This window comes from Pseudomonas sp. PVC-5-1, from assembly GCF_057444345.1.
The window spans coordinates 169788-194057 of record NZ_CM172024.1 but is presented as its reverse complement, the minus strand read 5'-3'; the positions used below and the strand labels follow the sequence as shown (position 1 = coordinate 194057).

The 24270-nt window shown below is 61.8% G+C and carries 26 protein-coding genes; 5 read left to right on the top strand and 21 right to left on the bottom strand.

All coding sequences use genetic code 11. From position 1 onward, the window contains the following. Positions 1-40: 40 nt before the first annotated feature. The 3 genes from AC2T3R_RS00800 to AC2T3R_RS00790 all read right to left on the bottom strand — a co-directional run bounded on the left by AC2T3R_RS00800 (position 41) and on the right by AC2T3R_RS00790 (position 2682). Complete coding sequence (locus AC2T3R_RS00800; RefSeq protein WP_410953480.1) at positions 41-808, bottom strand: uroporphyrinogen-III synthase; 768 nt, start codon at positions 806-808, stop codon at positions 41-43. Further along, positions 805-1746 carry a hydroxymethylbilane synthase gene (gene hemC, locus AC2T3R_RS00795; protein WP_486744492.1) on the bottom strand — a complete coding sequence of 314 codons (942 nt, stop codon included), beginning with the start codon at positions 1744-1746 and terminating at the stop codon, positions 805-807. Before hemC ends, AC2T3R_RS00800 begins: the two co-directional genes overlap by 4 nt. A gap of 192 nt (positions 1747-1938) precedes the next feature. Further along, the gene (locus AC2T3R_RS00790) at positions 1939-2682 is read right to left on the bottom strand and encodes a LytR/AlgR family response regulator transcription factor (protein ID WP_015268539.1); all 744 of its coding nucleotides are present in this window, start codon (positions 2680-2682) and stop codon (positions 1939-1941) included. A 298-nt stretch (positions 2683-2980) separates the two neighbouring features. Here AC2T3R_RS00790 and argH point away from each other — a divergent pair, with 298 nt between their 5' ends. Next, positions 2981-4375 carry an argininosuccinate lyase gene (argH, locus tag AC2T3R_RS00785; RefSeq protein ID WP_025337274.1) on the top strand — a complete coding sequence of 465 codons (1395 nt, stop codon included), beginning with the start codon at positions 2981-2983 and terminating at the stop codon, positions 4373-4375. A 132-nt stretch (positions 4376-4507) separates the two neighbouring features. On the opposite strand, the gene AC2T3R_RS00780 is transcribed toward argH, so the two are convergent. Further along, on the bottom strand, positions 4508-5170 hold the full coding sequence (locus AC2T3R_RS00780; RefSeq protein WP_025337273.1) for a glutathione S-transferase: 663 nt from the start codon (positions 5168-5170) through the stop codon (positions 4508-4510). A 147-nt stretch (positions 5171-5317) separates the two neighbouring features. On the opposite strand from AC2T3R_RS00780, the gene AC2T3R_RS00775 reads away from it, so the two are divergent. Continuing rightward, positions 5318-5620, top strand: coding sequence for a hypothetical protein (locus tag AC2T3R_RS00775; protein WP_085591763.1), 303 nt, complete (start codon positions 5318-5320; stop codon positions 5618-5620). 70 nt (positions 5621-5690) lie between these two features. Continuing rightward, entirely contained in the window at positions 5691-5936 is a 246-nt protein-coding gene (locus AC2T3R_RS00770) for a TIGR02647 family protein (protein ID WP_486744491.1), read from the top strand. Between the two features lie 133 nt (positions 5937-6069). On the opposite strand, the gene AC2T3R_RS00765 is transcribed toward AC2T3R_RS00770, so the two are convergent. Beyond that, entirely contained in the window at positions 6070-7962 is a 1893-nt protein-coding gene (locus AC2T3R_RS00765; RefSeq protein ID WP_486745260.1) for an FTR1 family protein, read from the bottom strand. A gap of 382 nt (positions 7963-8344) precedes the next feature. Between AC2T3R_RS00765 and AC2T3R_RS00760 the strand changes: the two genes are divergently transcribed. After that, positions 8345-8800 (top strand): REP-associated tyrosine transposase, encoded by a 456-nt coding sequence (locus AC2T3R_RS00760; protein WP_486744490.1) that lies wholly within the window; start codon positions 8345-8347, stop codon positions 8798-8800. A 279-nt stretch (positions 8801-9079) separates the two neighbouring features. Here the strand turns inward: AC2T3R_RS00760 and AC2T3R_RS00755 are convergent, their stop codons facing one another. The 8 genes from AC2T3R_RS00755 to AC2T3R_RS00720 form a co-directional block, all read right to left on the bottom strand. After that, positions 9080-9331 (bottom strand): DUF3077 domain-containing protein, encoded by a 252-nt coding sequence (locus AC2T3R_RS00755; protein WP_025337270.1) that lies wholly within the window; start codon positions 9329-9331, stop codon positions 9080-9082. Beyond that, positions 9328-9603, bottom strand: coding sequence for a hypothetical protein (locus AC2T3R_RS00750; RefSeq protein ID WP_075044274.1), 276 nt, complete (start codon positions 9601-9603; stop codon positions 9328-9330). Before AC2T3R_RS00750 ends, AC2T3R_RS00755 begins: the two co-directional genes overlap by 4 nt. 468 nt (positions 9604-10071) lie before the next feature. Continuing rightward, positions 10072-11490 carry an efflux transporter outer membrane subunit gene (locus AC2T3R_RS00745; protein ID WP_015268531.1) on the bottom strand — a complete coding sequence of 473 codons (1419 nt, stop codon included), beginning with the start codon at positions 11488-11490 and terminating at the stop codon, positions 10072-10074. Further along, positions 11487-12362, bottom strand: a complete 876-nt coding sequence (locus AC2T3R_RS00740) for an efflux RND transporter periplasmic adaptor subunit (RefSeq protein ID WP_410953484.1) — start codon at positions 12360-12362, stop codon at positions 11487-11489. Before AC2T3R_RS00740 ends, AC2T3R_RS00745 begins: the two co-directional genes overlap by 4 nt. After that, positions 12359-12571, bottom strand: a complete 213-nt coding sequence (locus AC2T3R_RS00735; RefSeq protein WP_003255905.1) for a DUF1656 domain-containing protein — start codon at positions 12569-12571, stop codon at positions 12359-12361. Before AC2T3R_RS00735 ends, AC2T3R_RS00740 begins: the two co-directional genes overlap by 4 nt. Next, positions 12568-14655, bottom strand: coding sequence for an FUSC family protein (locus AC2T3R_RS00730; protein ID WP_025337267.1), 2088 nt, complete (start codon positions 14653-14655; stop codon positions 12568-12570). Before AC2T3R_RS00730 ends, AC2T3R_RS00735 begins: the two co-directional genes overlap by 4 nt. After that, positions 14652-15104 carry a MarR family winged helix-turn-helix transcriptional regulator gene (locus AC2T3R_RS00725; protein WP_025337266.1) on the bottom strand — a complete coding sequence of 151 codons (453 nt, stop codon included), beginning with the start codon at positions 15102-15104 and terminating at the stop codon, positions 14652-14654. Before AC2T3R_RS00725 ends, AC2T3R_RS00730 begins: the two co-directional genes overlap by 4 nt. Positions 15105-15337: 233 nt before the next feature. Continuing rightward, the gene (locus AC2T3R_RS00720; protein ID WP_410953485.1) at positions 15338-16132 is read right to left on the bottom strand and encodes a tetratricopeptide repeat protein; all 795 of its coding nucleotides are present in this window, start codon (positions 16130-16132) and stop codon (positions 15338-15340) included. A 207-nt stretch (positions 16133-16339) separates the two neighbouring features. Between AC2T3R_RS00720 and AC2T3R_RS00715 the strand changes: the two genes are divergently transcribed. Next, positions 16340-16909: a WCX domain-containing protein gene (locus tag AC2T3R_RS00715; RefSeq protein WP_486744489.1), complete on the top strand. Its 570-nt coding sequence runs from the start codon at positions 16340-16342 to the stop codon at positions 16907-16909. Between the two features lie 542 nt (positions 16910-17451). On the opposite strand, the gene AC2T3R_RS00710 is transcribed toward AC2T3R_RS00715, so the two are convergent. The 8 genes from AC2T3R_RS00710 to AC2T3R_RS00675 form a co-directional block, all read right to left on the bottom strand. Further along, a complete protein-coding gene (locus AC2T3R_RS00710; RefSeq protein WP_486744488.1) occupies positions 17452-17904 on the bottom strand; it encodes a hypothetical protein in 453 nt (150 codons plus the stop codon). 414 nt (positions 17905-18318) lie between these two features. Beyond that, entirely contained in the window at positions 18319-19296 is a 978-nt protein-coding gene (locus AC2T3R_RS00705) for a hypothetical protein (RefSeq protein WP_410953486.1), read from the bottom strand. A gap of 9 nt (positions 19297-19305) precedes the next feature. Beyond that, positions 19306-19794 (bottom strand): Hcp family type VI secretion system effector, encoded by a 489-nt coding sequence (locus tag AC2T3R_RS00700; protein WP_367245013.1) that lies wholly within the window; start codon positions 19792-19794, stop codon positions 19306-19308. A 224-nt stretch (positions 19795-20018) separates the two neighbouring features. Next, positions 20019-20882 (bottom strand): ABC transporter permease, encoded by an 864-nt coding sequence (locus AC2T3R_RS00695; RefSeq protein ID WP_015268522.1) that lies wholly within the window; start codon positions 20880-20882, stop codon positions 20019-20021. Positions 20883-20896: 14 nt separating this feature from the next. Beyond that, positions 20897-21760, bottom strand: a complete 864-nt coding sequence (locus AC2T3R_RS00690; RefSeq protein ID WP_085591750.1) for an ABC transporter ATP-binding protein — start codon at positions 21758-21760, stop codon at positions 20897-20899. 6 nt (positions 21761-21766) lie between these two features. Then, positions 21767-22786 (bottom strand): ABC transporter substrate-binding protein, encoded by a 1020-nt coding sequence (locus tag AC2T3R_RS00685; protein WP_410953488.1) that lies wholly within the window; start codon positions 22784-22786, stop codon positions 21767-21769. Between the two features lie 18 nt (positions 22787-22804). After that, positions 22805-23704, bottom strand: coding sequence for a TauD/TfdA dioxygenase family protein (locus tag AC2T3R_RS00680; RefSeq protein ID WP_015268519.1), 900 nt, complete (start codon positions 23702-23704; stop codon positions 22805-22807). 199 nt (positions 23705-23903) lie between these two features. Further along, entirely contained in the window at positions 23904-24245 is a 342-nt protein-coding gene (locus AC2T3R_RS00675) for a hypothetical protein (RefSeq protein ID WP_015268518.1), read from the bottom strand. Positions 24246-24270: the final 25 nt, after the last annotated feature.

The following is a 24270-nucleotide window of genomic DNA, read 5'->3' as shown; positions in this document are numbered from 1 at the left end:
CATCCTTTGCATGGGGGCGCATCGCGTTCAGCTTAGCGCCTTAAGAGGCAGGTGCAGCGCTGCGCTGCACGGCTGCCAGCAAGGCCGTGGCACTGGCGCCACGGCAATCCACAACCTGTTGGGCCCCGGCGGCCCTGGCCTGATCGGCAACCCGAGGGCTGGGCACGAACAGCGGCAGACGCGCCAGCTGCGGCCAATCGGCGCCGGCCATCTGCTGCAAGTGTTCAAAACCCTGCCCACTGCTGACCACCAGGCCATTGAGGCGTTCCGCTTCGATGCGGCGCATCAGGGTGCCCGCCGGGTAAGCCGGCAGGCAGCGACGATACAGTTCCAGATAATCGACACTAGCACCTTGCTCTGCAAGACGCTCTGCCAGCAGTTCGCGACCTCCCACACCACGAACGATCAAGATCCGCGGTGCCGGCACGGCAACTGCCTGGCGCAGGGCTGGCAGCGCCAGCAACGCTTCGCTGTCATCGCCGCGTGGCGGGACGCTCACCGCCAGGCCTGCACCCTGAAGCACGGCGGCGGTCGCCTCGCCCACGGTGAACCAACCTTGCATGGGTGGCCGCAGGCCGGCCTCGGCCAATTGCTCAAGCAACAAACGGGCTGCCGGCTTGCTGACCACGATGATCGCCTGGAAGCCCTGCAGGCCTTCCAGCAACAGGCGTTGCTGGTTGTCCACAGCGACGGGCTCGATTGCCAGCAGCGGCAGGCAGCTGCTGGCTACCCCCGCCGCTGCCAGGCTTTGCGCCAGTGCCGCACAGTCCTCGGCAGGCCGGGTCAGCAACAGGCGCCACGAACTCACGGGTGGCCGGCCTCGCCGTAGACTTCCTTGAGGATGGCCTCGGCGCCCTGCCCCAGCAGGTCCTCGGCCACCTGCACGCCCAGGGTTTCGGCGGCAGTACGTGGTGCGCGGGCATCGGCCACCAGCAGGGTACCGCCGCTGGGCTGGCCGACCAGGCCACGCAGCCACAGCTGGTCACCTTCCAGTACCGCATAGCAGGCAATCGGTACCTGGCAGCCGCCATTCAGGCGTTTGTTCAGGGCGCGCTCGGCCACCACCCGGTCGGCGGTATCGGCATGATGCAGCGGCGCCAGCAGCGTGTGGATTTCCCGGTCGGCGCTGCGGCATTCGATGCCCACCGCGCCCTGGCCGCCAGCCGGCAGGCTGTCATCGACGCTGATGGTGGAGGTGATGCGGTCTTCGAAGCCCAGGCGGATCAAACCGGCGGCGGCGAGGATGATGGCGTCGTACTCACCGGCATCCAGCTTGGCCAGGCGGGTGTTGACGTTGCCGCGCAGGAAGCGGATCTGCAGGTCCGGGCGACGCGCCAGCAACTGGGCCTGGCGACGCAGGCTGGAGGTACCGACGATGCTGCCGGCAGGCAGCGCATCGAGGCTGTCAAAGGTATTGGAAACGAAGGCATCGCGCGGGTCTTCGCGCTCGCAGATGCAGTACAGGCCCAGGCCTTCGGGGAAGTCCATGGGCACGTCCTTCATCGAATGCACGGCGATGTCGGCTTCGTTGTCCAGCAGGGCGGTTTCCAGTTCCTTGACGAACAGGCCCTTGCCACCGATCTTTGCCAGCGGCGCGTCGAGCAGCTTGTCGCCACGGCTGACCATGGGCACCAGGGTCACCAGCAGACCGGGGTGGGCCTGCTCGAGGCGGGCTTTGACGTATTCGGCCTGCCACAGGGCCAAGGCACTTTTACGGGTGGCAATGCGGATTTCGCGAGTGGACATGGAACGCCCCGATCCAGAGAAATGCTGTCGATGATAACAGCATCGCCGGTATCGCTAGCAGATGTGGATCAGGATCCTGTGCTTACCTGTACCGCCCAATCGCCGGCAAGCCAGCTCCCTCAGCCGTGCAAGGCTCAAGGCTGACACTATACCTGTGGGAGCTGGCTTGCCGGCGATTGGGCCGGTACAGGCTCAGAGGGTTTGCATCATCTTGCGCACACCGGCCACATGGCGCCGGCTGACGGTCAGGGCGTCACCGTCCAGGCCTTTCAGGTATAGCTGGAAATGCCCCAGCGGCGTGCGCTGCAGGCGTTCGATACGCTCACGGGCGACCAGGGCATTGCGGTGGATACGCACGAAGCGTTCGCCAAACTCGTCTTCCAGGGCCTTGAGCGGCTCGTCGAGCAACACTTCCCCGGCCTCGTGGCGCAAGGTCACGTACTTGTGGTCGGCAATGAAATAGATGACCTGGGGCAAAGGGATCAGCTCGATGCCTTTGCGCGTGCGGGCACTGATGTGGCTACGCGGGCCGCCGCCTTCGTTGGCCGGCCTGGTGAGCGCCGCCAACTGGGCGCGGTTGGGCTTTTCGGCCTTGCGCAGGGCATCGCGCAAGGCCTGGGCCTGGAAAGGTTTGGTCACATGGCTGAGGGTACTGTCCTTGAAAGCCTCGGCACCGTATTCATCGTCCCCGGTGCAAAACACCACCGCCGGAGGCGCCTCGCGCTCGCACAAGCGAGCAGCAACCTGCAGGCCATCCAGGCCTGGCATGCCGATGTCCAGCAGGACCACATCGGGCTTAAGGCTTTCGATCAGCGCCAAGGCCTCCTCGCCGTTGGTGGCGCTAGGCTCCAGCACGGTGTAACCCTCCAGTTCGCCGAGCAGCCGGCTAAGGCGCTCACGGCCTTGGGGTTCGTCATCAACGATCAGGACATTCATAATTGCGCTGGATTCCTGAATGAGTCTCGCACAGGTATAGCGTAGACAGGTATGGTTCGAGCGACACTAAGGTCACGCTCTAGACCGGTGCGAAGGCCAAAGATTCACTCGGCCGGCAGATTCACTGCCAGTCCTCCTGTCCAACTGTAGACGGTCCGTGGAACACTGCCGTTCATTCCTGCAAATCCTTCTCTATCGTTTTCCGCGCAATTCTGTCGACCAGCGCTCTGCGGCGGCCGGCCCAAACCCTGCTATCATCGGCGCCACTTTTTCGTTCACGCCTGCAATGAGTGAATCCATGAGCACCGACAAGACCAATCAGTCCTGGGGCGGCCGCTTCAGTGAACCCGTCGACGCCTTCGTCGCCCGTTTCACCGCCTCGGTCGATTTCGACAAGCGCCTGTACCGCCACGACATCATGGGTTCGATCGCCCATGCCACCATGCTGGCGCAGGTCGGCGTGCTCAGCGATGCCGAGCGCGACACCATCATCGATGGCCTGAAGACCATCCAGGGTGAAATCGAAGCCGGCACCTTCGACTGGCGCGTCGATCTCGAAGACGTGCACATGAACATCGAGGCACGCCTGACCGACCGTATCGGCATCACCGGCAAGAAGCTGCACACCGGCCGTAGCCGCAACGACCAGGTGGCCACCGACATTCGCCTGTGGCTGCGCGACGAAATCGACCTGATCCTGGCCGAGATTACTCGCCTGCAGCAGGGCCTGCTGGAGCAGGCCGAGCGTGAAGCCGAAACCATCATGCCCGGCTTCACCCACCTGCAGACGGCCCAGCCGGTCACCTTCGGCCACCACCTGCTGGCCTGGTTCGAAATGCTCAGCCGTGACTACGAGCGCCTGGTCGACTGCCGCAAGCGTGCTAACCGCATGCCCCTGGGCAGCGCCGCGCTGGCAGGCACCACCTACCCGATCGACCGTGAACTCACCTGCAAGCTGCTGGGCTTCGAAGCCGTGGCCGGCAACTCGCTGGACGGCGTGTCGGACCGCGACTTCGCCATCGAATTCTGCGCCGCCGCCAGCGTGGCGATGATGCACCTGTCGCGCTTCTCCGAAGAGCTGGTGCTGTGGACCAGCGCGCAGTTCCAGTTCATCGACCTGCCAGACCGCTTCTGCACCGGCAGCTCCATCATGCCGCAGAAAAAGAACCCGGACGTGCCGGAACTGGTACGTGGCAAGAGCGGCCGTGTGTTCGGCGCCCTGACCGGCCTGCTGACCCTGATGAAAGGCCAGCCGCTGGCCTACAACAAGGACAACCAGGAAGACAAGGAACCGCTGTTCGACGCCGCCGACACCCTGCGCGACTCGCTGCGTGCCTTTGCCGACATGATCCCGGCAATCAAGCCCAAGCACGCCATCATGCGTGAAGCGGCTCTGCGCGGTTTCTCCACTGCCACCGACCTGGCCGACTACCTGGTACGCCGTGGCCTGCCGTTCCGTGACTGCCACGAGATCGTGGGTCACGCGGTGAAGTATGGCGTGGACACCGGCAAGGACCTGGCCGAAATGAGCCTGGACGAACTGCGCCAGTTCAGCGACCAGATCGAGCAGGATGTGTTTGCCGTACTGACCCTGGAAGGCTCGGTGAATGCCCGTAACCACATTGGTGGTACCGCACCGGCGCAGGTGCGTGCGGCCGTCGCCCGCGGCAAGGCGCTGCTGGCTTCGCGTTAAGGCCTCAAGGCGAGGGCTTTGCCCTCGATCGCCGGCAAGCCAGCTCCCACAGGTATAGCGTTACCCTCAAGGTAAGCGCTGTAACTGTGGGAGCTGGCTTGCCGGCGATGGGCTGCAAAGCAGCCCCAGCTTTTAGCGTTTGCCGCTGCGAATCATCTCCATGAAGGCCGGCATCGCCGCCTCCTTGTCCGCCACGATCCGCGCCATGTGCGGGTTGTCGCCCATCAGCTGCAGCAACGCCTTGGCCTGCGGGAAGTCCGCCAGGAAGTCGATGTTCAGCACCTTCTTGCCCACCGCACAGGCCAGGTCGACCGAGAAGCAGAACATCAGGTCTGCCAGGGTCAGTTGCTCACCCGCCACATAGGGTGCGAAGCGGCCGTTGCGCTTGAGCGTGGCAAAACCGGCCAGCAGGTCGGCACGGGCTTTTTCCTTTATCAGCGGCTCGACCTGCATACCAAAGAAAGACTCGGCATAGCAGGTACGCGCCGGCAGTTCGATGTACAGCTCGATTTCCTTGAGCAGCTCGCGCACCTTGGCCTGCCCGAACGGGTCGGCCGGCAGCAGCGCCTTGCCGCCCTGGGTCTGCTCGATATAGTCGAGGATCACGCTGGTTTCGCTGAGGAAGCCGTGTTCGGTCTGCAGCACCGGCACCTTGCCTCGCGGGCTCACTTCCAGCGCCTGTGGCGCCTGGCCGCCATAGAAGGTGACTTCCTCGAAGGGCAGGCCTTTTTCCAGCAGGGCCAGCTTGACCATGTTGTAGTAGTTGCTGACCGAAAATCCATGAAGCTTGAGCATGAGGTAACAGCCTCCAGGCCGTAAGGGGTTGGCCCGGCTTTTATAGACCGTACGCCCGCTCCTGACTAGCGTCATGCGCCCCGTCAATGCCCGGGCATTGCCGCCACAGGCGTGGCACACTGTGCATCCCATCACAGGAGTACCGCCATGAGCGAGCCCACCGACATCGACAATGACGACGACGAAGCCTTCGCCGAGGCAACGCTGACCCAGGCCATCGAGAACCAGATCGAAAGCGGCGACCCGGCGGCGGCGAAAGCCACGTTCAACAAACTGACCCTGGTCGGTTACGAGCGCGAAGACATTCTCAACCTGATGGCCCATGTACTGGCCTTCGAAATTGACAACATGCTGGTGGAAGACCGCGAGTTCGACCGCGAGTGGTACGAGAACGCCCTGCGCGCGCTGCCGGAGCTGCCGCCTGAGATGGATCAAGGCGAGGACGAATAACCCGGCTACACTCGAAGATCAGGCACCGTAGAACGGTGCCGTCATCCTTGTCTGGAAGTCAGGAGTCGCCATGCCTTTTACCCCCGATCTGATCGCTGAACTGGAAGTCCTTTCGCTGTTCAAGCACGACAGCAGCCAGGAAGGCATCAAGATTCACAAGAACGCTTCCCCCGTCCTGGTGGCCGCCGCGCAACGCCTGCATGAAAAGGGGCTGACCGATCAACCTGATGGCGGCTACCTGACCAGCCTGGGTCATGACGCTGTCGAAAGCGTCCAGTTGCTGCAGAACATTCTCAAGGCGCCACAGCCGGCCTGAACTGATAATGCCAGGGGCTGCCTTGCAGCCCATCGCCGGCAAGCCGGCTCCCACAGGTACTGCAAATGGCTTGAAGCCGATGCGGTCAGGGTGGGAGCTGGCTTGCCGGCGATGGGCCGCAGCGCGGCCCCAATCAGTTGGCCGCTGCCCTGCGCCTTTCCGCCAGGCGCGAGCGCCCGTACAGGAACACGATGGCCAGCAAGGCCAGCGCCTGCGCCGAAAGCGAGTAGGCGTCAGCGTGAATCCCCAGCCAGTCGAACTCGAAGAACGCCACCGGCCGCGTGCCAAGTACCCCGGCCTCTTGCAGCGCCTTCACGCCATGCCCGGCGAACACCACCGACAAGGCACATAGCAGCGCGGCGTTGATGCTGAAGAACAGCGACAGCGGCAGCTTGGCCGAGCCACGCAGGATCACCCAGGCCAACCCCACCAGCAGCACCAGCGCCGTGGCGCCACCCGCCAGCACCGCCTGGTGCCCGGCTGGGCCGGCCTGCAGCCACAGGGTTTCGTAGAACAGGATCACTTCGAACAGTTCGCGGTAAACCGAGAAGAACGCCAGCACGGCAAAACCGAACCGTCCGCCACCACTGACCAGGCTGCTCTTGATGTAGTCCTGCCAGGCGGCGGCATGGCGGCGATCGTGCATCCACACGCCAAGCCACAGCACCATCACCGCGGCGAAAAGCGCCGTGCAGCCTTCCAGCAGTTCGCGCTGGGCGCCACCGACGTCGATCACGTAGGCTGCCAGCGCCCAGGTTGCGAAACCAGCCACCAGCGCCAGGCCCCAGCCGATGTTGACGCTGCGCACCGCCGACTGCTGGCCGGTATTGCGCAGGAAGGCCAGGATCGCCGCCAGCACCAGAATCGCCTCCAGGCCTTCGCGCAGCAGGATCAGCAAGCCGGATACAAAGCTCAGCGACCAGCTCAGGCCATCGCTGCCCAGCAGTTTGGAAGCCTGCTCGAGCTTGGCCTTGGCTTCGCTCAGGCGTTGCTCGGCCTGGGCCACGGGCAAGCCGTCCTGCAGCGACTGACGGTAGGCCATCAGCGATTTTTCGGTGTCCTTGCGCGCCTGGGTGTCGATGTTGTCCAGCGAGCTTTCCACCAGCTCGAAGCCTTCCAGGTAGGCCGCCACTGACAGGTCATAGGCCTGGTCGTGATCACCTGCGCGGTAGGCCGCCAGGCTCTTGTCCAAGGTGCTCGCGGTGTATTCGAGCAATTGCGCAGGGCCTCGCTTGACCTGTGGCGGCTGGGCGCGCTGGGCGCGGAACGCCTCCACGGCCGTGGCACCTTCGCTGGCGGCGACTTCGGCCGGCGTCTGGCGGGCCAGGTCGGCGATGTTCCAGGTCTTGTCGCCTTTGCCGGCTTCTGGCTTGGCGGTGAAGCTGGCGATGTAGGCAGCCACATCCCAACGCTGGCGGTCGTCCAGCTGGTCGGCAAACGAAGGCATCTCGGTGCCATCGATGCCCAGGGCCAGGGTGTTGTAGAGGTCGAACAGGCTCAACTGGTCGAGGCGCGAAACATCGCGCAGGTTGGCGGGTGCAGGCTCCAGGCCCACGCCGGCCGGGCCGTCGCCAGCGCCAGTGTCGCCGTGGCAGATCGAGCAGTTTTGCGCATACAGCGAAGCGCCGCGGGCCGGCTCCGGGGTAATCACTGGAGCCTGGCTGACCTCGTAGGCCACCGCCAGGCGTGCGCCCAGCTGGCGGGCCTGCCTGGCAACAGCCGGGCCGTCCTGGCGCTGGTCGATGGCCTGGCGCAGCGCCTGGACGCCCTGCTCCAAGGCTGCTTGTTCAGCATGCGCAGGCAGGCCTTTGACCAAGTCGGCCAATACCGCGCTGAACTCCTGCTGCTCGCGGTATTCACCATCGTCGATCACCTTGCCGTCTTGCACGGTGGGCGGGTAGTCGGCGCCAATGTAGTCCAGCAGGTGCAGGGCCTTGGTGGCCTCGGCGGGGGCTTCGGCGGGGGCTTCGGCCAGCGCTAGGGTGCTGCACAGCGCCAGCACCGGGCCGAGCAAAATAACCGGCAGCTAGGCAAGCAGACGGGAACGGGTTTTCATGGCCAGTCTCGAAGGGAATGCGAAAGAGAACATTGTTCACTTCCACTTTGCTTCACTCAAGGGTGCTGGGCGGATTTCATGAAAAATCTTGCTACAAATCAGATGAAGAGGGGGAATGCGCTGAACCTGTGGGAGATTCTGTCTTGTGTTGCCGGTTCGGGCCTCATCGCTGGCAAGCCAGACTCCCACAGGTATTGCACATGGCTTGAGGGAGATGAGGTCGAGGTGGGAGCTGGCTTGCCGGCGATAAAGGTTGCGCCGATGTCACTGGAAACACCGGGTACCAATTGATTGGTTATTCGCAGATCCATAGCCACTAGCCTGAGGAGCAAACCATCAGGAGACAGGGAACATGGATCGTCCCCACTCAGACCAGTTACGGCTTGGCCGTTTTTCGGAAACCAGTCGATTGTATCTGCTTACCAGCACAACCCTCGACCGGGCCCCAATATTCAATGACTTTCACTTGGCCCGCTTGCTGGTTGCCGAGTTGCGCCAGGCTGAAGAGGAAGGTGCCGTCAGATCGCTGGCCTGGGTGGTGATGCCAGATCATTTTCATTGGCTGGTCGAGCTTGGACCGGGCAGCCTGAAGCGCTTGATGCGCAGGGTGAAATCTCGCAGCACCATGATGATCAACAGGTATCAAGGGCGAAGCGGCCAGCTCTGGCAGAAGGGATTTCATGACCGGGCATTGCGCCGGGAGGAGGATGTGCAGGCGATGGCGCGGTACATCGTCATGAATCCGAAGCGGGCAGGATTGGTCGCGAGGGTGGGGGATTATCCGCATTGGGATGCAATTTGGCTTTGATGGGGCTTTGCCTTTTGCCTGTCAGGGCCCTATCGCCGGCAAGCCAGCTCCCACAGGGTACACATCAGGCCTGTGGCAGGCGCTGACCTGCCTGGGCCTCATCGCCGGCAAACCAGCTCCCACAGGGTACACATCAGGCCTGTGGCAGGCGCTGACCTGTCTGGGCCTCATCGCCGGTAAGCCACACAGGTAAGTCACAGGACTCGATAGCAGTGGCGTACAGGTGTGGGAGCTGGTTTGCCGGCGATGGGCCGCACAGCGGCCCCGGGGTCTTTAGGGCTATTGAAGAACCTTGTTCATCCCCCGCTCCATATCATCGATCAAGGCCTTGGCCATCTCGCTTAGTATCCGCGCAGCGCTACCGGCAATGCGGTCGTTTTCCATTTCCGCTTCGGTGGTCAGGTGGCGAATACAGCCCAGCAGCACAGAAAGCTGCGAGAAAGCATGGCTGAACGGCACATTTGGCTGCAGGCGGAACAAGTCGAAGGTTTCCACTCCTGCGGTTGCAGAGTCTCTGGGGTCATTGCTCATCGAGTCGCTCCTTGATCGTGGCGGGTTGCATGGGTGCGGTCGCACACGGCATTGATCAGGCGGCAGAGCAATCGAATATTCATGCCCATGGCATTGCGCATGTCGCCGGGAGGGTTGTCGAGCAGGACTGTGGTGGTGTGGTCGATGGTCAGGGTGATGGCGCTGATCAGCACTTCGCAGTCTTTGGGGCTGAGTGGATCGATTAGTGAGAGCGCGGGAGGGTCGAGCAGAAGCAGATCGGTAACTGGTGGATCGGGGACGAGCTTGTTCATGGAGGAACTCCGTATGGGGGATTGAACTGCTCTCCTCCTTGTCTCACGAAGTTAGGTGGCAGTCGTGTACGGTGTGAGACACGGGACATACGGTAACCCCGGCCAGGCCGAAGCCTGTCCGCACACGACCGCCATAAAGCGGTGCTACCGAATGAAATCCGGGTGTCTCACGCCCGATCGCCTTGCGAGGCGACCCCGCGACAGTATTCCGGGAACACTTTCCAGCCAAGACAGCACCTTCCGACAGGTGCTGTAGGATAATTCGACAGGGCGTCCGAACTGAAGCATTTGGTTTCTGGTTCGGAAATGTCTTACAGCTCTAGAACCTAGGCGAGGGCTTTGCCCTCGATCGCCGGCAAGCCAGCTCCCACAGGGTACGCACCAACTTCGCGGCATGTACAAGCCGGCTACCACAGGCCCCAAAAGCGGTGGAGTACCTGTGGGAGCTGGCTTGCCGGCGATTGGGCCTCAAGGCTTGGCGGTGCCCTTCCACCCCCCACCCAACGCCAGGAACACACCAATCTGCCCCTGAGCCACTTGGCTATTGGCCGCTGCCAGCTGCGCGCGCATGTCGGTATAGGTACGCGTCGCCTGCAGGTCGGCCAGGAACGATTCACGCCCCGCCTGGTAATACCGGTGCGTCTGGTCCGCCGCCTCCTTGGCCGACTTCTCCGCCTCGGCCAGCGCGTCACGCCGGTCCAGCAGGGCGCTGTACTGCGCCAGGCGGGTCTGGGTCTCGCGAATGGCGTTCAGCACTACCCCATCAAAATTCGCCAGGGCTGCCTGGGTCGAGGCTTCGGCCATGCGAATGCGGGCGCGGGTGCCGTTGGTGGGGATGGTCCAGCTGATCTGCGGGCCAAAGCCCCAGCGGTTGGTCGCCGGCTCGCCAAGGTTCTCAAGGATACCGATGGTGCCAACCTGGGCGCCGATGCTGATGTCGGGGTACAGGGCGCCGGTGGCCACGCCGATGTAGGCAGTGGCAGCGGCCAGCTGCCGTTCGGCCTGGCGCACGTCTGGACGGCGCTTGAGCAACGCCGCGCCATCGCCCACCGGCACCAGCTGGTTCAGGTGCGGCAGCTCGGCACAATCGGCAGTGCCGGCAGGCAGCTGATCAACCGGTTTTGCCAACAAGGCAGCCAGTGTGTACATGCCGGTCTCGCGCTCCGCCTTGAAGCGTGGCAGTTCGGCACGCAAGGATTTGAACTGGGTCTGCGAGCGGGTGACCTGGGTTTCGTCGCCACGCCCGGCATCACGCAGGCGCTGGTTAAGCTTCACGCTCTGCTCCTGCAGGTCGAGCGACTCGCGGGCAATGTGGTATTCCTCGTTGGCCGAGCACACCTGAGTGTAGGCCTTGACCACATCCGCCACCAAGGTGATGCGGGCGGTATCGGCGGCGGCCTGCACTGCGTCGGCATTGGCCTTGGCCGCCTCGGTGCCACGCTTGAAAGTACCCCACAGGTCGAACTGGTACGAGGCACTGATGATGGCTTCGCCGATGTTGGCCACCGGCACTTTCTCTGGCAGCAGGAAGGCCTCGCCCGATTCCTGCAGGCGCTGGGCGCCAAGTTTGACGCCGCCGTTGAAGCCACCTTGCGACTCAGCCACTTCGACCTGGGCGCGCGCCTTGGCAATGTTGGCGGCAGCCACGCGCAGGTCGGTGTTGGCACTCAGGGCCTGGCGCACCAGCTCGTTCAGCCGTTGATCCTGATACAGCTGCCACCAGTCCTCAGGCACCGGTGCCGATACCACGCTGTCGGCATCCTGGCGCAGCGGGCCGTTGAGGTCGCTGCGTTGCACCGCCGCGTCCTTCGGCACCTCATAGTCGGGGCCGACCATCATGCAGGCCCCCAACGACAGGCACAGGCCCGCCAGGATCAGCTGTTTCATGGGCGCTGGCCCTCGATGATCGACACCGTGGCGGTTCGCCCGGCAATCATGCGGAAGTCTTGCGGCACTTCATCAAAGGCGATGCGCACCGGAATACGCTGGGCCAGGCGCACCCAGCTGAATGCGGGGTTGACGTTGGGCAACAGGTTGGCGCCACTGCTGCGGTCGCGGTCTTCGATGCCGGCGGCAAAGCTCTGCACATGGCCACTCAGGCGGGTGTTGTCGCCCATGACGCGAATGTCCACGGCATCGCCGATGTGGATACCGCCAAGCTTGGTTTCCTCGAAGTAGCCATCGACGTGGTACGAGGCGCTGTCGACGACTGACAGCACCGGGCGGCCGGCGGTGACGAATTCGTGATTACGCGGTGCTCGGTCGTTCAGGTAACCGTCCACCGGGCTGCGCACCACCGAGCGGTCGAGGTTTAGCTGGGCGGTATCGACGGCCACCTGCGCCTCGCTGACGGCAGAGCGGGCACGGGCCTCGCGGGACTGGCTTTCTTCCAGCTGCTCGGCGGCCACCAGATTGCCCAGCTTGCGGTTGCGCTGCGCTTCGCGGGTGGCCTGGGCCAGGGTTTCCTGGCGCTCGCCCAGGGTCGCCTTGGCCTGGCGCAGGGCCAGGGTGAAACGGTCCTGATCGATGGTGAACAGCACATCGCCGCGGTTGACGGTCTGGTTGTCACGCACCTCGACCTTCTGGATCAGCCCGGACACGTCCGGGGCAATCTGGATCACGTCGGCGCGGATGTGGCCGTCGCGAGTCCAGGGGGCGAACATGTAGTACACCACCATCTGCCACACGAGCACGGCGGCGAAGGTCACTACCAGCAAGGTCAGGACCACACGGCCCAGGGTCAGCAAAGGTTTTTTCATGGCAGCATCAGGTTTCGGCAAAAGTGGTCCACCGCACCAAGCAGCACGGCATACAGAGCAACGTTGAACAACGCCCGGTGCCAGACCAGACGGTAGAAATGCAGGCGCACCAGCACCGCGTGCACCCCGAGGAACAGCAGGTAGGTGCCAAACATCATCACCAGCAGCGTGGGCAGGAATACCCCGCTGATATCCAGTTCACCAATCACAGGGGCGCTCCGTCGAGGCCGGGGGGCAGTTGCGGTTGTTCGGCTGGTTCGAGCATCACCTCCACGCCCGGCAGCAGCGCCAGGCGCAGGCCGCTCAGCGCGTGCAGCAGGTGGGTACGGGCATCGCCGCGCTCGTACAGTTCATCCAGGTTCAGCGCCAGGCGCGCGCGCTCCATGTTGCGCAGCAGCGCAGCCGGGGCGTGCAGTCGCTCGCCGGCACGCAGGCAGGCGGCGTAGTGCGCGCCGACTTCCTCGACCACTGTGTTCAGGCGCTCGCGAGCCTGCTGCCCGGCACGCGGCATATAGGCCAGCAGGTCGAGCAGGTTCAACCCCACGCGCAGGTCGCGCAGTGCCACGCCGCTGTCCTGCCCGGTTTGCGACAAGCGCGGCAGGTGCTGCATCAGGCGGTCGAGCATCTGCACGCCGACCTGGCGGTGCTCGGCCAGGGTGGCCGGCTCGGTCATTTCGACGATGTCGCGCCAGGCGAAGCGGGTCATGCGCTTGGCTGCCAGCTCCACGCCGAACGGGCGCATCACCAAGGTCCAGATGAAGGCGAACAGCAGCCCCACGGGACCGGCCAGGTTGGAATTGAGGAAGGTGAAGAAATCAGCATCGTAGGCACCCTGGATGCTGATGAAGGTCGAGGTGTTGACGATGGTCAGCAAGGTACCCAGGTAGAAGCGCGGCTGCACGGTCAGGGTGCCAACGCAGATGAATGGCACGGCGAAAGCCAGCACCAGCATCGGGAAGTCGTGCAGGTTGGGCAGCACCAGGAACAGGTACAGGCTGGAGAAGATGACCGACATCAGCGTCCAGAAGAAGAACCTGTAGATCTGCGGCGCCGGGTCGTCCATGGCGGCGAAGAAGCTGCATGACACGGCGGCGAGGATCACTGCGCTGGCGCCGTCGTTCCAGCCCAGGCCAATCCACAGGCCGCAGGCTACAACGATCGCCAGCACGGTTGAGGCCACCGAATACAGCATCAGGCCACGGTCGAAGAACGCCGTCAGGCGGCCCAGGCGCCAGTGGCGGTACACCGCGCGCCAGGGTTTGGAATCGTCGCTGCGCAGGGCATGTTGCAGGCTGCAGCAGTCCTGCCACAGGTCGGCCCATTCGGTCAGGCGGTACAGAGCGTTGGACAGTAGCAGTTCGGCGCGCTGGTCGAGGGCAGCGGCGCCCGGCTGCAGGCGCTCGATCTGTTCGTGCAGGGCGGTCCAGCGGGCGACCGAGGCGCTGTCGACGGTGCCCTTGAGCCATTCGCGGGCGGCATCGAGCAACGGTTGCAACTGGGCGAACTGTGCCGGGGCGCGGCCTTCGAGGGCGACCAGGGCGTCGTCGAGGGCATCGATCACGGGCAGCAGGTGGATCATGCGCCCGCGCAACTCGCGGGCATTCTTCAGGGTGTGCGGACCGGCACCTTCATGGCCGAGCTGGCCGATCATCAGCTCCAGCGAGTTGAAGGTGGCAACCATCGCCCCGCGCATGCCGCCAACCTGGTCTGCGCTGGCTTGGCGGGCCAGGTAGGTGTCGCTATAGCGGATCGCCTCGGTGAACCAGCTACCAGTGGCACCGACTACAACCGGCGCCAGCCGGCGTGGCCAGAAGATCGCTCCGACCACCGCCGCGCAGACGATCCCCAGGCAGATTTCCTGGGCGCGGGAAGACGCCACATCGAACACAGCAAGCGGGTTGTCGACCACCGCCAGGGCAATCATCGGCAAGGTGTAGCCGGCCAGCATCAGCACGTAGTTGTTGGCGGTGCGCAGGTTCAGCGAAAGGAACAGCAAGGTGCCGGTCCACAGGGCGATGGCGATGCTCAGCAGCAACGGTGACTGCACCAGCGGTGGTACCAGGAAAATCGCCCCGCCGGCGCCGAGCAGCGTGCCCACGGCACGGTACAGGGCCTTGGAGCTGGTGGGGCCAAGGAACGGGCTGGAGACGATGTACACCGTGGCCATGGCCCAATAGGGGCGCGGCAACTGCATGAGCAGGGCGATGTACAGGGCGATCATGGAGGCGGCAAAGGTACGCACGCCATAGAACCAGTCGCGGGCCGGGGGCACCGAGCTGAAGAAACCGTTCATGCTGCCCCGCCTGTGTTGCCCAGGCCGGCGGCTTCGAAGGCACGCAGCACGCGCAAGGCGGCTTCCAGGTCGGCCTGGTCGATGCCATGCAGCACCTCGCGGCGCAGGCGCACCAGTTCGGCTTCGATGGACTCGGCCAGGGTGCGGCCTTCGGCGGTCAGGCTCAGGGCCTTGGCGCGGCGGTCCAGCGGGTCTTCGCTGCGGCATACCAGGCCAGCCTTGCATAGTTGGTCGAGCAGGCGCACCAGCGACGGGCTTTCCAGGCCGGCGGCCTGGGCCACGGCCACCTGATGCACGCCGTCACCCAGGCGCACGATCATCAGCAACGGCGCGGCGCAGGCCTCGGAAATGCCGTAACCGGTCAGGGCGGTATGGCAGATGCGCCGCCAATGGCGGGCAGCAACCACCATGCCACTGCTGACTTGCAGGCGCAGGAGATCAAGGGACATGACAGAAACCAAGGATATTCATAGTTTGCTAACTATCAATATACGCCTGTGCCTCCCCCTTTCGTCAACCGGGGGTGACGGATAGCCTGGGTGAAATGTTGTTCATGCTTTTGTCTTACAGGCCCTTTCGCGGGCTTGCCCGCTCCCACAGGGACCTCACAGGACCTGAAGTTTGTGCAATTCCTGTGGGAGCGGGCGAGCCCGCGAAAGGGCCCGGACAAGCAGCAGCAAATTCAGGGCTGTATCTGGTCTTCCAGCTTCATGGTCAAGGCCAATGTACTGCCCATCTGCACCGCCCGGTCACGCCACTCCTGGTAGCGGCCCTCGTCACGGCTGCTGAAGTGTACCGCCAGCTCTTCGGCCGCCTGCACCACCCCCGCAGCTGCCGCCAGTTCCAGCCAGTACAGTGCGGCCTTGAGATCAGCCTCCACGTACAGCCCGTGCATCAACCGGTAGCCCACCTCGAAACGGCAGCGTGCCTCGCCCTGCTCGGCCCCGCGCAGGAACCACTGGTAGGCCTGTACAAGATCTACCTGCCACTGCAGGCTGCCATCGCACACTTCTTCCTCGTACAGGTCACCCAGCGCAGCAGCGGCATGCAGCATGCCCCGCTCGAAAGCCTGCCGGTAGCACTCCGCCGCCTGTAGATAAGAGGGTTCGATACCTTTGCCGAAGTAATGTTGCTGCCCAAGGTTGAACCACGCCGCGGCATTGCCTTGCAGGGCCGCCATGCGCAACAGGTGGCCGGCCAACACGGTGTCAGCACGCCAATATTTGCCGTTGAGCCAGATCCAGCCAAGGTCGTTGAGCGCCGTCACATTGCCTTGCAAGGCCTGGCGGCGCAGGTCGACGTAAACCGTCTGCAAGTCGCTGGCTTCGTCCAGGCGACTGACCAGCAGCGAGCGCTGGCTGGGCAACCCTATCCCGGCAAACAGTCGCTGTCGCCTCCCGACAGCGGCCGGTGGGGCAATGACCCGCTCGGGCAAAAGGCGGGCAAGCAGCGAATGGATATTGCTGGCAGCAGACATGTTCATCCTCATTGAACGACACACAACCCCAACCTTCGGCTGTGATGAGGCGTGATTCTGCGTGACGTAACGTCAAAACCTGTCGCGAACGATTCGGCACCAGGCAACCAAATGCGACTTCCTTGATCTGAGCAGGCTGTGGCCAATTGCCATGACCCACGCCTGCCGCCATCCTATTGCGGCAAGCCTAGACAAGGACGTTATCTTTTGCCGTTCGCCACCACTCGCGCCACCCTCAGCCGACAGTGGGCGCTGCTGCGCCAGCTGCCCAGCCGTTCCCCTGGCATTACCAGCGCCGAATTGGTCTGGCGCCTGCGTGACGTGGGCTTCACCGTCAGCAAACGCACTGTCGAGCGTGATCTCAATGAGCTGTCGCTGATATTTCCGCTGGAGCGCAATGACAAGAGCATTCCGTTTGGCTGGCACTGGTCGGCGAACGTTGCTGGCGAGTTGCGTGGGAATTTCGATCTGCAGGGTTTTCTGCGCGGTGGTTCGCTGCAGCCGGCGCAAGGTGAAGGGGTCGAGCTACAGGCCTGGGTCAGCGACCTGCTGGCTCGACAGTTGCGCGAAGCGCCGTTGAGTGTCGATATGCAGCTGACAGCGCTGGAGCATGGCCATCGGCTGCGGGCCACCGTGGAAGATGGCTGGGGGTTGCGCTGGTGGGTGCTGAGCCAGGGAGCAGGCGTGGTGATCGAGCAGCCCAGCCAGCTACGCATGGAGATTGCCAGGACACTCGTTGAAGCGGCTGCACAGTATCAGAATGTACATCGAGTTTGAGCATCAATACGCAAAGTCATGGGCTGTGTTATTTCACTCGGCTCCTGGCTCAAAGAAAAAAAACCAAGCCCGAAGCCCCAGCACGGCCAACACTTCGATGGTCAATGCTAGCCATAGGCCGACTAAAACCCGCTTCATAGCTCTCGGAAAGCTCTTCATTTCCTCGGGATTCACGAATCCGCGCCGCAGGTAAGGTCCCGGTAGAGTCAACAAACATGCAATATTGCACGTACGCAGAACTTTGCCCGGCAAGCCCGCCTGGGAAAAGTTCTCCTTTACGCCTCTTACATAGTGAGATCTTTCGAGCAAGGCCTCAATCACATTGATGTACCTATAAGATACATATACAAGGACAGCCATCGTTATTGATATCAAGCCAAAGACAACCAGCACAACGAAACCCGGCTCAAATGCTATCATTCTGAAACCCCGAACCCTATCCATGAGGACACCATGAAATTAAAATGCAAGTCACTTATAACAGCAGAGCCCTTTCCCGCCCTAGCGAAGAACTCTTTGAGAGCAAATTCAACTGGACAAACTTAAAACTTCAAAATATTGTGCAAAACAAAAAATAGAATGGTAGAAGCCATTAACCCTCCCCAAGAAATTAGTATCTTAATTTTAATACGCCTTGGGAATCGCGATATATCGGAAGCATCCGCGACTCCTCTGCGTACAAAGATCCCAGGCATCATAAGCATGTTTGCGGCTAGGCAGGTGCGCAACAACCTTCCTAAAAATCCCGCCGATGAGAAATTTAGCTGATTATCACGCACATAACTGCATCCTGAAAGCTCCGACTCAATCAGATCGAGATATCTGCATGCCAAATAAATCATAAGGCTCACGCCAATCATCATCCAGACTAGCAATATAGACATTCCTATTACTTCAACTGTTTCATTCAATCCTCTTTCCACACACTCGCCTCCCAAGCGGATCAAACCAACAACAGTGTTGCTCCCATCATCTCGGCAAGCTTCTTCAGACAAGGTGCAATGGAGCACCGCGCATCACACTGCAGCCTGCGCGCTTCCTCCAAACACTTTCTTAAAAAGACCCGAGCGCGAGGAATGCGACTGAAGAAATACACATTGTGCACCACGTTACTATAAGCAGTCTTTTCATACGCGCCGGAAAGTTCTGCAGTTGCGCCTCGTCAACCAATCCCTTGCGAGCAAATAGGTATGGCGTGCTCAGAAGTGTTGATATGGTACAGATACGCATAATTTTACCGAGGATGCCCGCATGCAAATAAAGTTTCCTATTCCCCGATACAAAATCACTTTTCCATAGCAGCCCTTCAATCTCATCAAGATATCTTATGGCGATATATATTTGCACTAAAAGCGCGACTATACCCAAGAAGAAAAAACAAATCGCAACCACATTCATCTCAAATGAGCTCATGGCTTAATGCTCTCGTAGAGAATTTCCCCAAGCCACTCACCACCCTCTTTACCATTTTCACCACCAATCTTTCCACCTACGGCTCCACCGACCACCGCGCACGCTAATGCACCGGCCCCTCCACTAGGTATTCCGAGTACTACAGCGCATACAAGGGTACCTGCGGCACCTCCGACAGCCCCCATTACGGTGCTTCCACTCAAACCTCCGACCAAACCACTTCCCTCCACATATTTGGCCTTTCTACATTCTTCTTCTCGGCCAATGGTGCACGCCTTATGAATGGACAACCCTGTCGCCGCCACATCCAATGCAACCCCAATGTAGGCCCCTTTCTTGATCAGATTCGCAGCCTTCGCCACTCCCGTTACCTTCTCTGCATACCCGGAAATCTCCCCGGTACTCAGATAACGCTTGGTAGAAAGCTGCAGCATCCGCTTGATCGATCCTTGATTTCGTAATCCAGAACCGTAAGCGGCGGTCCTCCCCAACTGTTCGTCCAACGTCCTGAACAGCTCCACACGCTTGGCATAGAACTCTTCCCGCGCCCTGAACGCACCACCACTCATATGCTCGCGGTGCAGTTGCTCGATCTGTTCCAGCGTCTTCTTGATTGCATCCAGATACCTGGCCCAGCCATCGCTCGCTGCCCCTGCCCCCATCGATGCATGGCCCAGTAGACTTTGCAGCATCTCGAAGTTATCCAGCATGAAACCGTCAACACCGCCCCCGTTGAGCATGATGTCGCGGTGGATGCCAGCCGCCTTGCCCATGAGAAAGGCTTCATGGCTGGTGCAGGAAGAAGTATCGGGGTCACCGACGATCACCAGTTCGCCGGCCAAGACCACGGTGTTGACGATATGCCCATTGAGCACATCGAACTTGGCCTGCTGGTTGGCGTTCATCGGTGTACCGTTCTTCAGCGTCGCGTAATTCTGCGCCTTGGGATTTATAAAGCTGCGTGCCTCGGACATGGTCGGTCCTCACGCAAACTTCTTGTTGGCAATCCGGTCCCAGCCACCGGTCACATTGCCGCCGGCACTACCATCGACACGCTGCTGCCGGGTGTAGGTGGTCTTGATACGGCCGTAGTCGAGCTGAATTATTTCAGTCGGTACGCCGGCATGCGCGCTTTGTGCGTAGTCGGCGATGATCACTTCTTCGAGCACCACTTCGTAGTACTTGAGTTTATCGCCGCCAGCGCGGCAAACGACCAGCCTCACCTCTTTCAGGTGCTGCCCGGCGCAACTGGCTTCGAGCAGTTTGCAACTGGCGTTGTCCAGGTACTTGGTGAAGGTGAGGTTGCTCAGGGTGGTACGCCCGGAAGTGGCGCCGCCTGCGGAACTGGCGGTGGCGGAGGCGCTTTGGCTGCTGCCGAACGTGTAGCCGAGGATTTCGATCCAGTTACTGTACTGCTCGTCCTTTGCTTCGCCAGCGATTTCCGCGATTTGAATATAAGCGTCGAAAGCCATGGTTACTGTTCCTTGTAAACAATTGAGCGGAACAGGCTAGGCACGGAAAAACTCCAACGCAATCGTTCTGCGGAGATCGATGCTAAATTAGGAGTTTTCTTACAAGTTATACGACAAGTCGGCTTGAAAATATTTGAAAGTGTTTCAGAGCTACGCCATTTGGGCCGACAACATCAGCCCGATCACCGGCAAGCCGACGATCGGGCCAACCAAGCACATGCGCGTCAGCGCTGCATCCCCCAGCGGCGAACGGTCAACCGCTCCAGGGTATTGAACACCAGCCCTTCCACCAGCAAGCCGATCAGGATCACCACCGCCAACCCGGCAAACACCTTGTCGGTGTACAGCTCGTTGCGGTTCTGGAAGATGTACCAGCCCAACCCGCCTTTGCCACTGCTGGCCCCGAACACCAGCTCGGCAGCGATCAGTGTACGCCAGGCGAACGCCCAGCCGATCTTCAGCCCCGACAGGATCGACGGCAGCGCCGCAGGGACAAGGATATGCAGCACCAGCCGCAGCCCCTTCAGGCCGTAATTGCGCCCGGCCATGCGCAGGGTTTCCGACACGCCGAGAAAGCCCGCATAGGTGTTCAGCGCCAGCGCCCAGAGCACCGAGTGCACCAGCACGAAGATCAGGCTGTTGTCGCCCAGCCCGAACCACAGCAAAGCCAGCGGCAACAGAGCAATCGCCGGCAACGGGTTGAACATCGAAGTCAGAGTGCCCAGCAGATCGCGCCCAAGCTGGGTCGACACCGCCAAGCTGGTGAGGCCGAAGGCCAGGATGATCCCCAGCAGGTAACCCTTGAGCAGAATCACCAGCGACACGCCAACCTTGGCCGGCAACTCACCGCTGACCATGCCGTCCCACAACGCCGTGGCCGTCTGCAGGAAGGTCGGTAGCAGCAGATCGTTGCCCTGGTAGCGGGCAATGGCCTCCCACAGTACGGCGATCACCAGCAGGATGACCGCCTTGCGCAACCAGCCGTGCTGCCACAGGCGCTGAGCCAATGGCAGGTTGCGTTCCACAGGCACACTGAGCAAAGGCTCCAGCTGCACCTCGTATTCCTGGCGTACAGGTGTAGTGGTCATGGCTGAAGCTCCTGTCAGTAGGCGATACGGATATCGTTGAAACCAAGATCGTCGGGCTGTTCGGGGGCATCCGCCTCATCGAACAGCAAACGATGGATGCGCCGGGCACTGGCCTGGAAGTCGCTACCACCCAGGCTGCCCAAGTCGTACTGGTGGCTGTGCACTTCGGCCCGCACCCGCCCCGGGTGGGGCGACAGCAGCAGGATGCGGTTGCCGACCACCAGTGCTTCTTCGATGGAGTGGGTAACGAACAGCAGGGTAAAACGCACCTCCTCCCAAAGCAGCAGCAATTCTTCCTGCATCTTGCGCCGGGTCAGCGCATCAAGTGCCGCGAACGGTTCGTCCATCAGCAGGATCTTCGGCTGCGTGGCCAAGGCCCGGGCAATCGCCACGCGGGCCTTCATACCGCCCGACAGTGTGTGTGGGTAGGCATCGGCGAAGGCGGCCAGGCCGACTTTTTCCAGGTAGTGCAGTGCCCGCTCCTCGGCCTCGGCGCGTTTCAGCTGGCCCGACACCAGCAGAGGGAACATGACGTTCTGTTTCACCGTCTTCCATGGCGGCAGCTGGTCGAACTCCTGGAACACCACGATGCGGTCGGGGCCTGGGCCACTGACTGGCTGACCTTGCAGCAGAATCTGCCCCTCCTGGGGCGAGATGAACCCGGCCACGGCCTTGAGCAAGGTGGACTTGCCGCAGCCGGAGGGGCCGAGCAGCACGAAACGGTCGGCACGGTCGACTTCGAAGCTGACCTGGTGGGTGGCCCGCACCACGCGTTGTGCGGTGCGGTATTCGAGGCTGAGGTTATCCACCTTGAGCAAAGGCGGCGTTGCGACACGGCTCAGGTTGCTGGCCGTGTGGCCTGGCAATGGGGCGGTCATGATCGGTCAGCTCCCCTGCAGCGGGCGTTCATCCTGGAAGAAGTAGTCCTTCCACGATTCCGGCTTGTGCTTGATGGCGCCTACCCGATAGAGGAAGTCGGCCAGCTTGTAGGTGTTCTTTGGCGTGACGGTGAATTCGTACTGCGGGCTGTCGATCAGCTTGATCAACGTGTCGCGGTCGATCTTGGCCTTGGTCACGCGGATGTAGGTGTCGGCGGCGGCCGCCTTGTCCTTCTGGGCGAAGTCCGCAGCTTCGGCCAGCGCATCGACGAAGGCCTTGTAGGTCTTGGGGTTGTCCTTGCGGAATTTTTCGGTGGCGAACAGCAAGGTCGGCGAGTTGGGGCCGAGCAGGTCGTAGCTGTTGAGCACCACGTGCACGTTCTTGTTGGCCAGTACCTGGTCCTGGAACGGCGGGTTGGAGAAGTGCCCGTTGAGTTCGGTGCCGCCGGCCAGCAGCGCGGCAGTTGCATCCGGGTGCGGCACGGCCAGGGTGTACTTGTCGAGGCGGTTGTATTCCTTGTCGCCCCATTGCTGGGCGGCGGCGTACTGCAGGAAGCGCGACTGCACCGAAACGCCTACCGCCGGTACGGCGATGCGGTCCTTGTCGGAGATGTCGGCAATGGTCTTCACATTGGGGTTGCTGCTGACCAGGTAGTACGGGAAGTTGCCCAGCGAGGCCACGGCCTTGACGTTCTGTCGGCCCTTGGTACGGTCCCACACGGTCAACAGCGGGCCGACGCCGGCACCGGCGATGTCCACCGAACCGGACAGCAGTGCGTCGTTGATAGCCGAACCACCCGACAGCTGGGCCCAATCGACTTCGATGTCGATGCCCTGCTCCTTGCCATATTTTTCGATCAGATGCTGGTCACGCACTACGTTCAGCAGCAGGTAGACGATACCGAACTGTTCGGCGATGCGAATCTTGCCTTCTGCTTGCGCCGTGGCGGGGGCCGCCAGGCTGCCGACGACAAGGCTTGCGCCCAGGCCGATGCTTGCCGCCAGGCGGCTGATGGATTTACGCATGATGAGTTTCCTCAGTCGTCAGAACGGGGCATCGCCCTGGATGGTGGTGCGATACAGCTTGCGCCGCAGGTGTGCGGGGCAGCCAGTGGCTAGGTGGATCAGCGAGCGGTTGTCCCAGAACACCAGGTCGTGAGGCTGCCACTGGTGGCGATAGATGTTCTGCTCCAGCACGCTCAGGGCATACAGCTGTTGCAGCACGTCGCGGCTTTCGTCACTTGGCAGGCCGACGATACGGGTGGTGAAGCCTTCGCTGACGAACAGCGCCTTGCGGCCGTTTTCCGGGTGGGTACGCACCACCGGATGGATGACTTCCTGTACCTGCGCCAGCTGCTCGGCGGTCAGGGTCGGGCGCCAGTTGCCTTCGAACTTGGTCTCGGCGTAACGGGCGGTGTAGGAGTGAGCGGCACTGCGGCCCTCGACCACCTTGCGCAGGGCCGCGGGTACAGCGTCCCAGGCCTTGTGCATGTCGGCGAACAGAGTATCGCCGCCCTCGCCGGGCAGTTCCTGGGCATGCAGCATGGAACCGAGGCTGGGCAGTTCCTTGTACGACAGGTCCGAGTGCCAGAACTTGCCGGCATCACCCAAGCCGATGTTCTGGCCATTCTCGATGATGTTGGAAACGATCAGGATCTCGGGGTGGCCGGCGAGCAGGAACTGCTTGAGCACATGGATCTGCAATGGACCAAAACGGCGGCTGAAGGCGATCTGCTGGTCAGGGCTGATGCGTTGGTCGCGAAACACCAGCACATGGTGGTCGAGGTGGGCGCGATGGATACGGGCAAAATCCACAGCGTTGACCGGCCTGGCCAAGTCCAGGCCGATGATCTCGGCACCTACAGCACCGGAAAAAGGGCGGATTTCGAAGCGTTGCGGCAGTGCGCTGTCGATGATCGACAAGGCGTTCGAGGCGGCTGACATTTTTCACTCCCACGCAGTGCGCGACTTCAATGGCGCGCAACGATCAGAAACGCACGGGGATTTCCCGTGTGGGTTCAAGTCGTGCGGCGCATCGATTGGTCGACGGGTACGCAGTGGAAGCGACTATAAAGTCATAAGAGTTTTAATTTAAATACCGTTAAAGAATAACCATAGCACTACTGTCAGGGACGCTAAGCAATCAGATCAACCCTCCCTGCTCTTCCTCATCGATGAGGTTGTTCAGGCTGCTGAGCGCCTTGCGCGCTGTCGAACGGTTGAGCAGCTTGGCCTGCGCACCCGGGGGCAGGTCTGTGATCTTGAACACACCCTTGGCGGTCAGCACATCGATCAAGTCCTCGAGCACGCGGATCATGTCGAGATCGCTTTGCTTGAGCTGGTTAAGGCTGTTTTCCACGACGTCATCGGCAAACCATTCCTGAATATCGGCATGGTCGGCGGGGAGCATTTCGGTGAACTGGTCAAAAGCGGCTGCTTCGACCCGCTGCAACTGGCCAGCGGCATCGCGTTGCACGTAGAACATGGCGGTGTCCCTCGTCACATTGGTT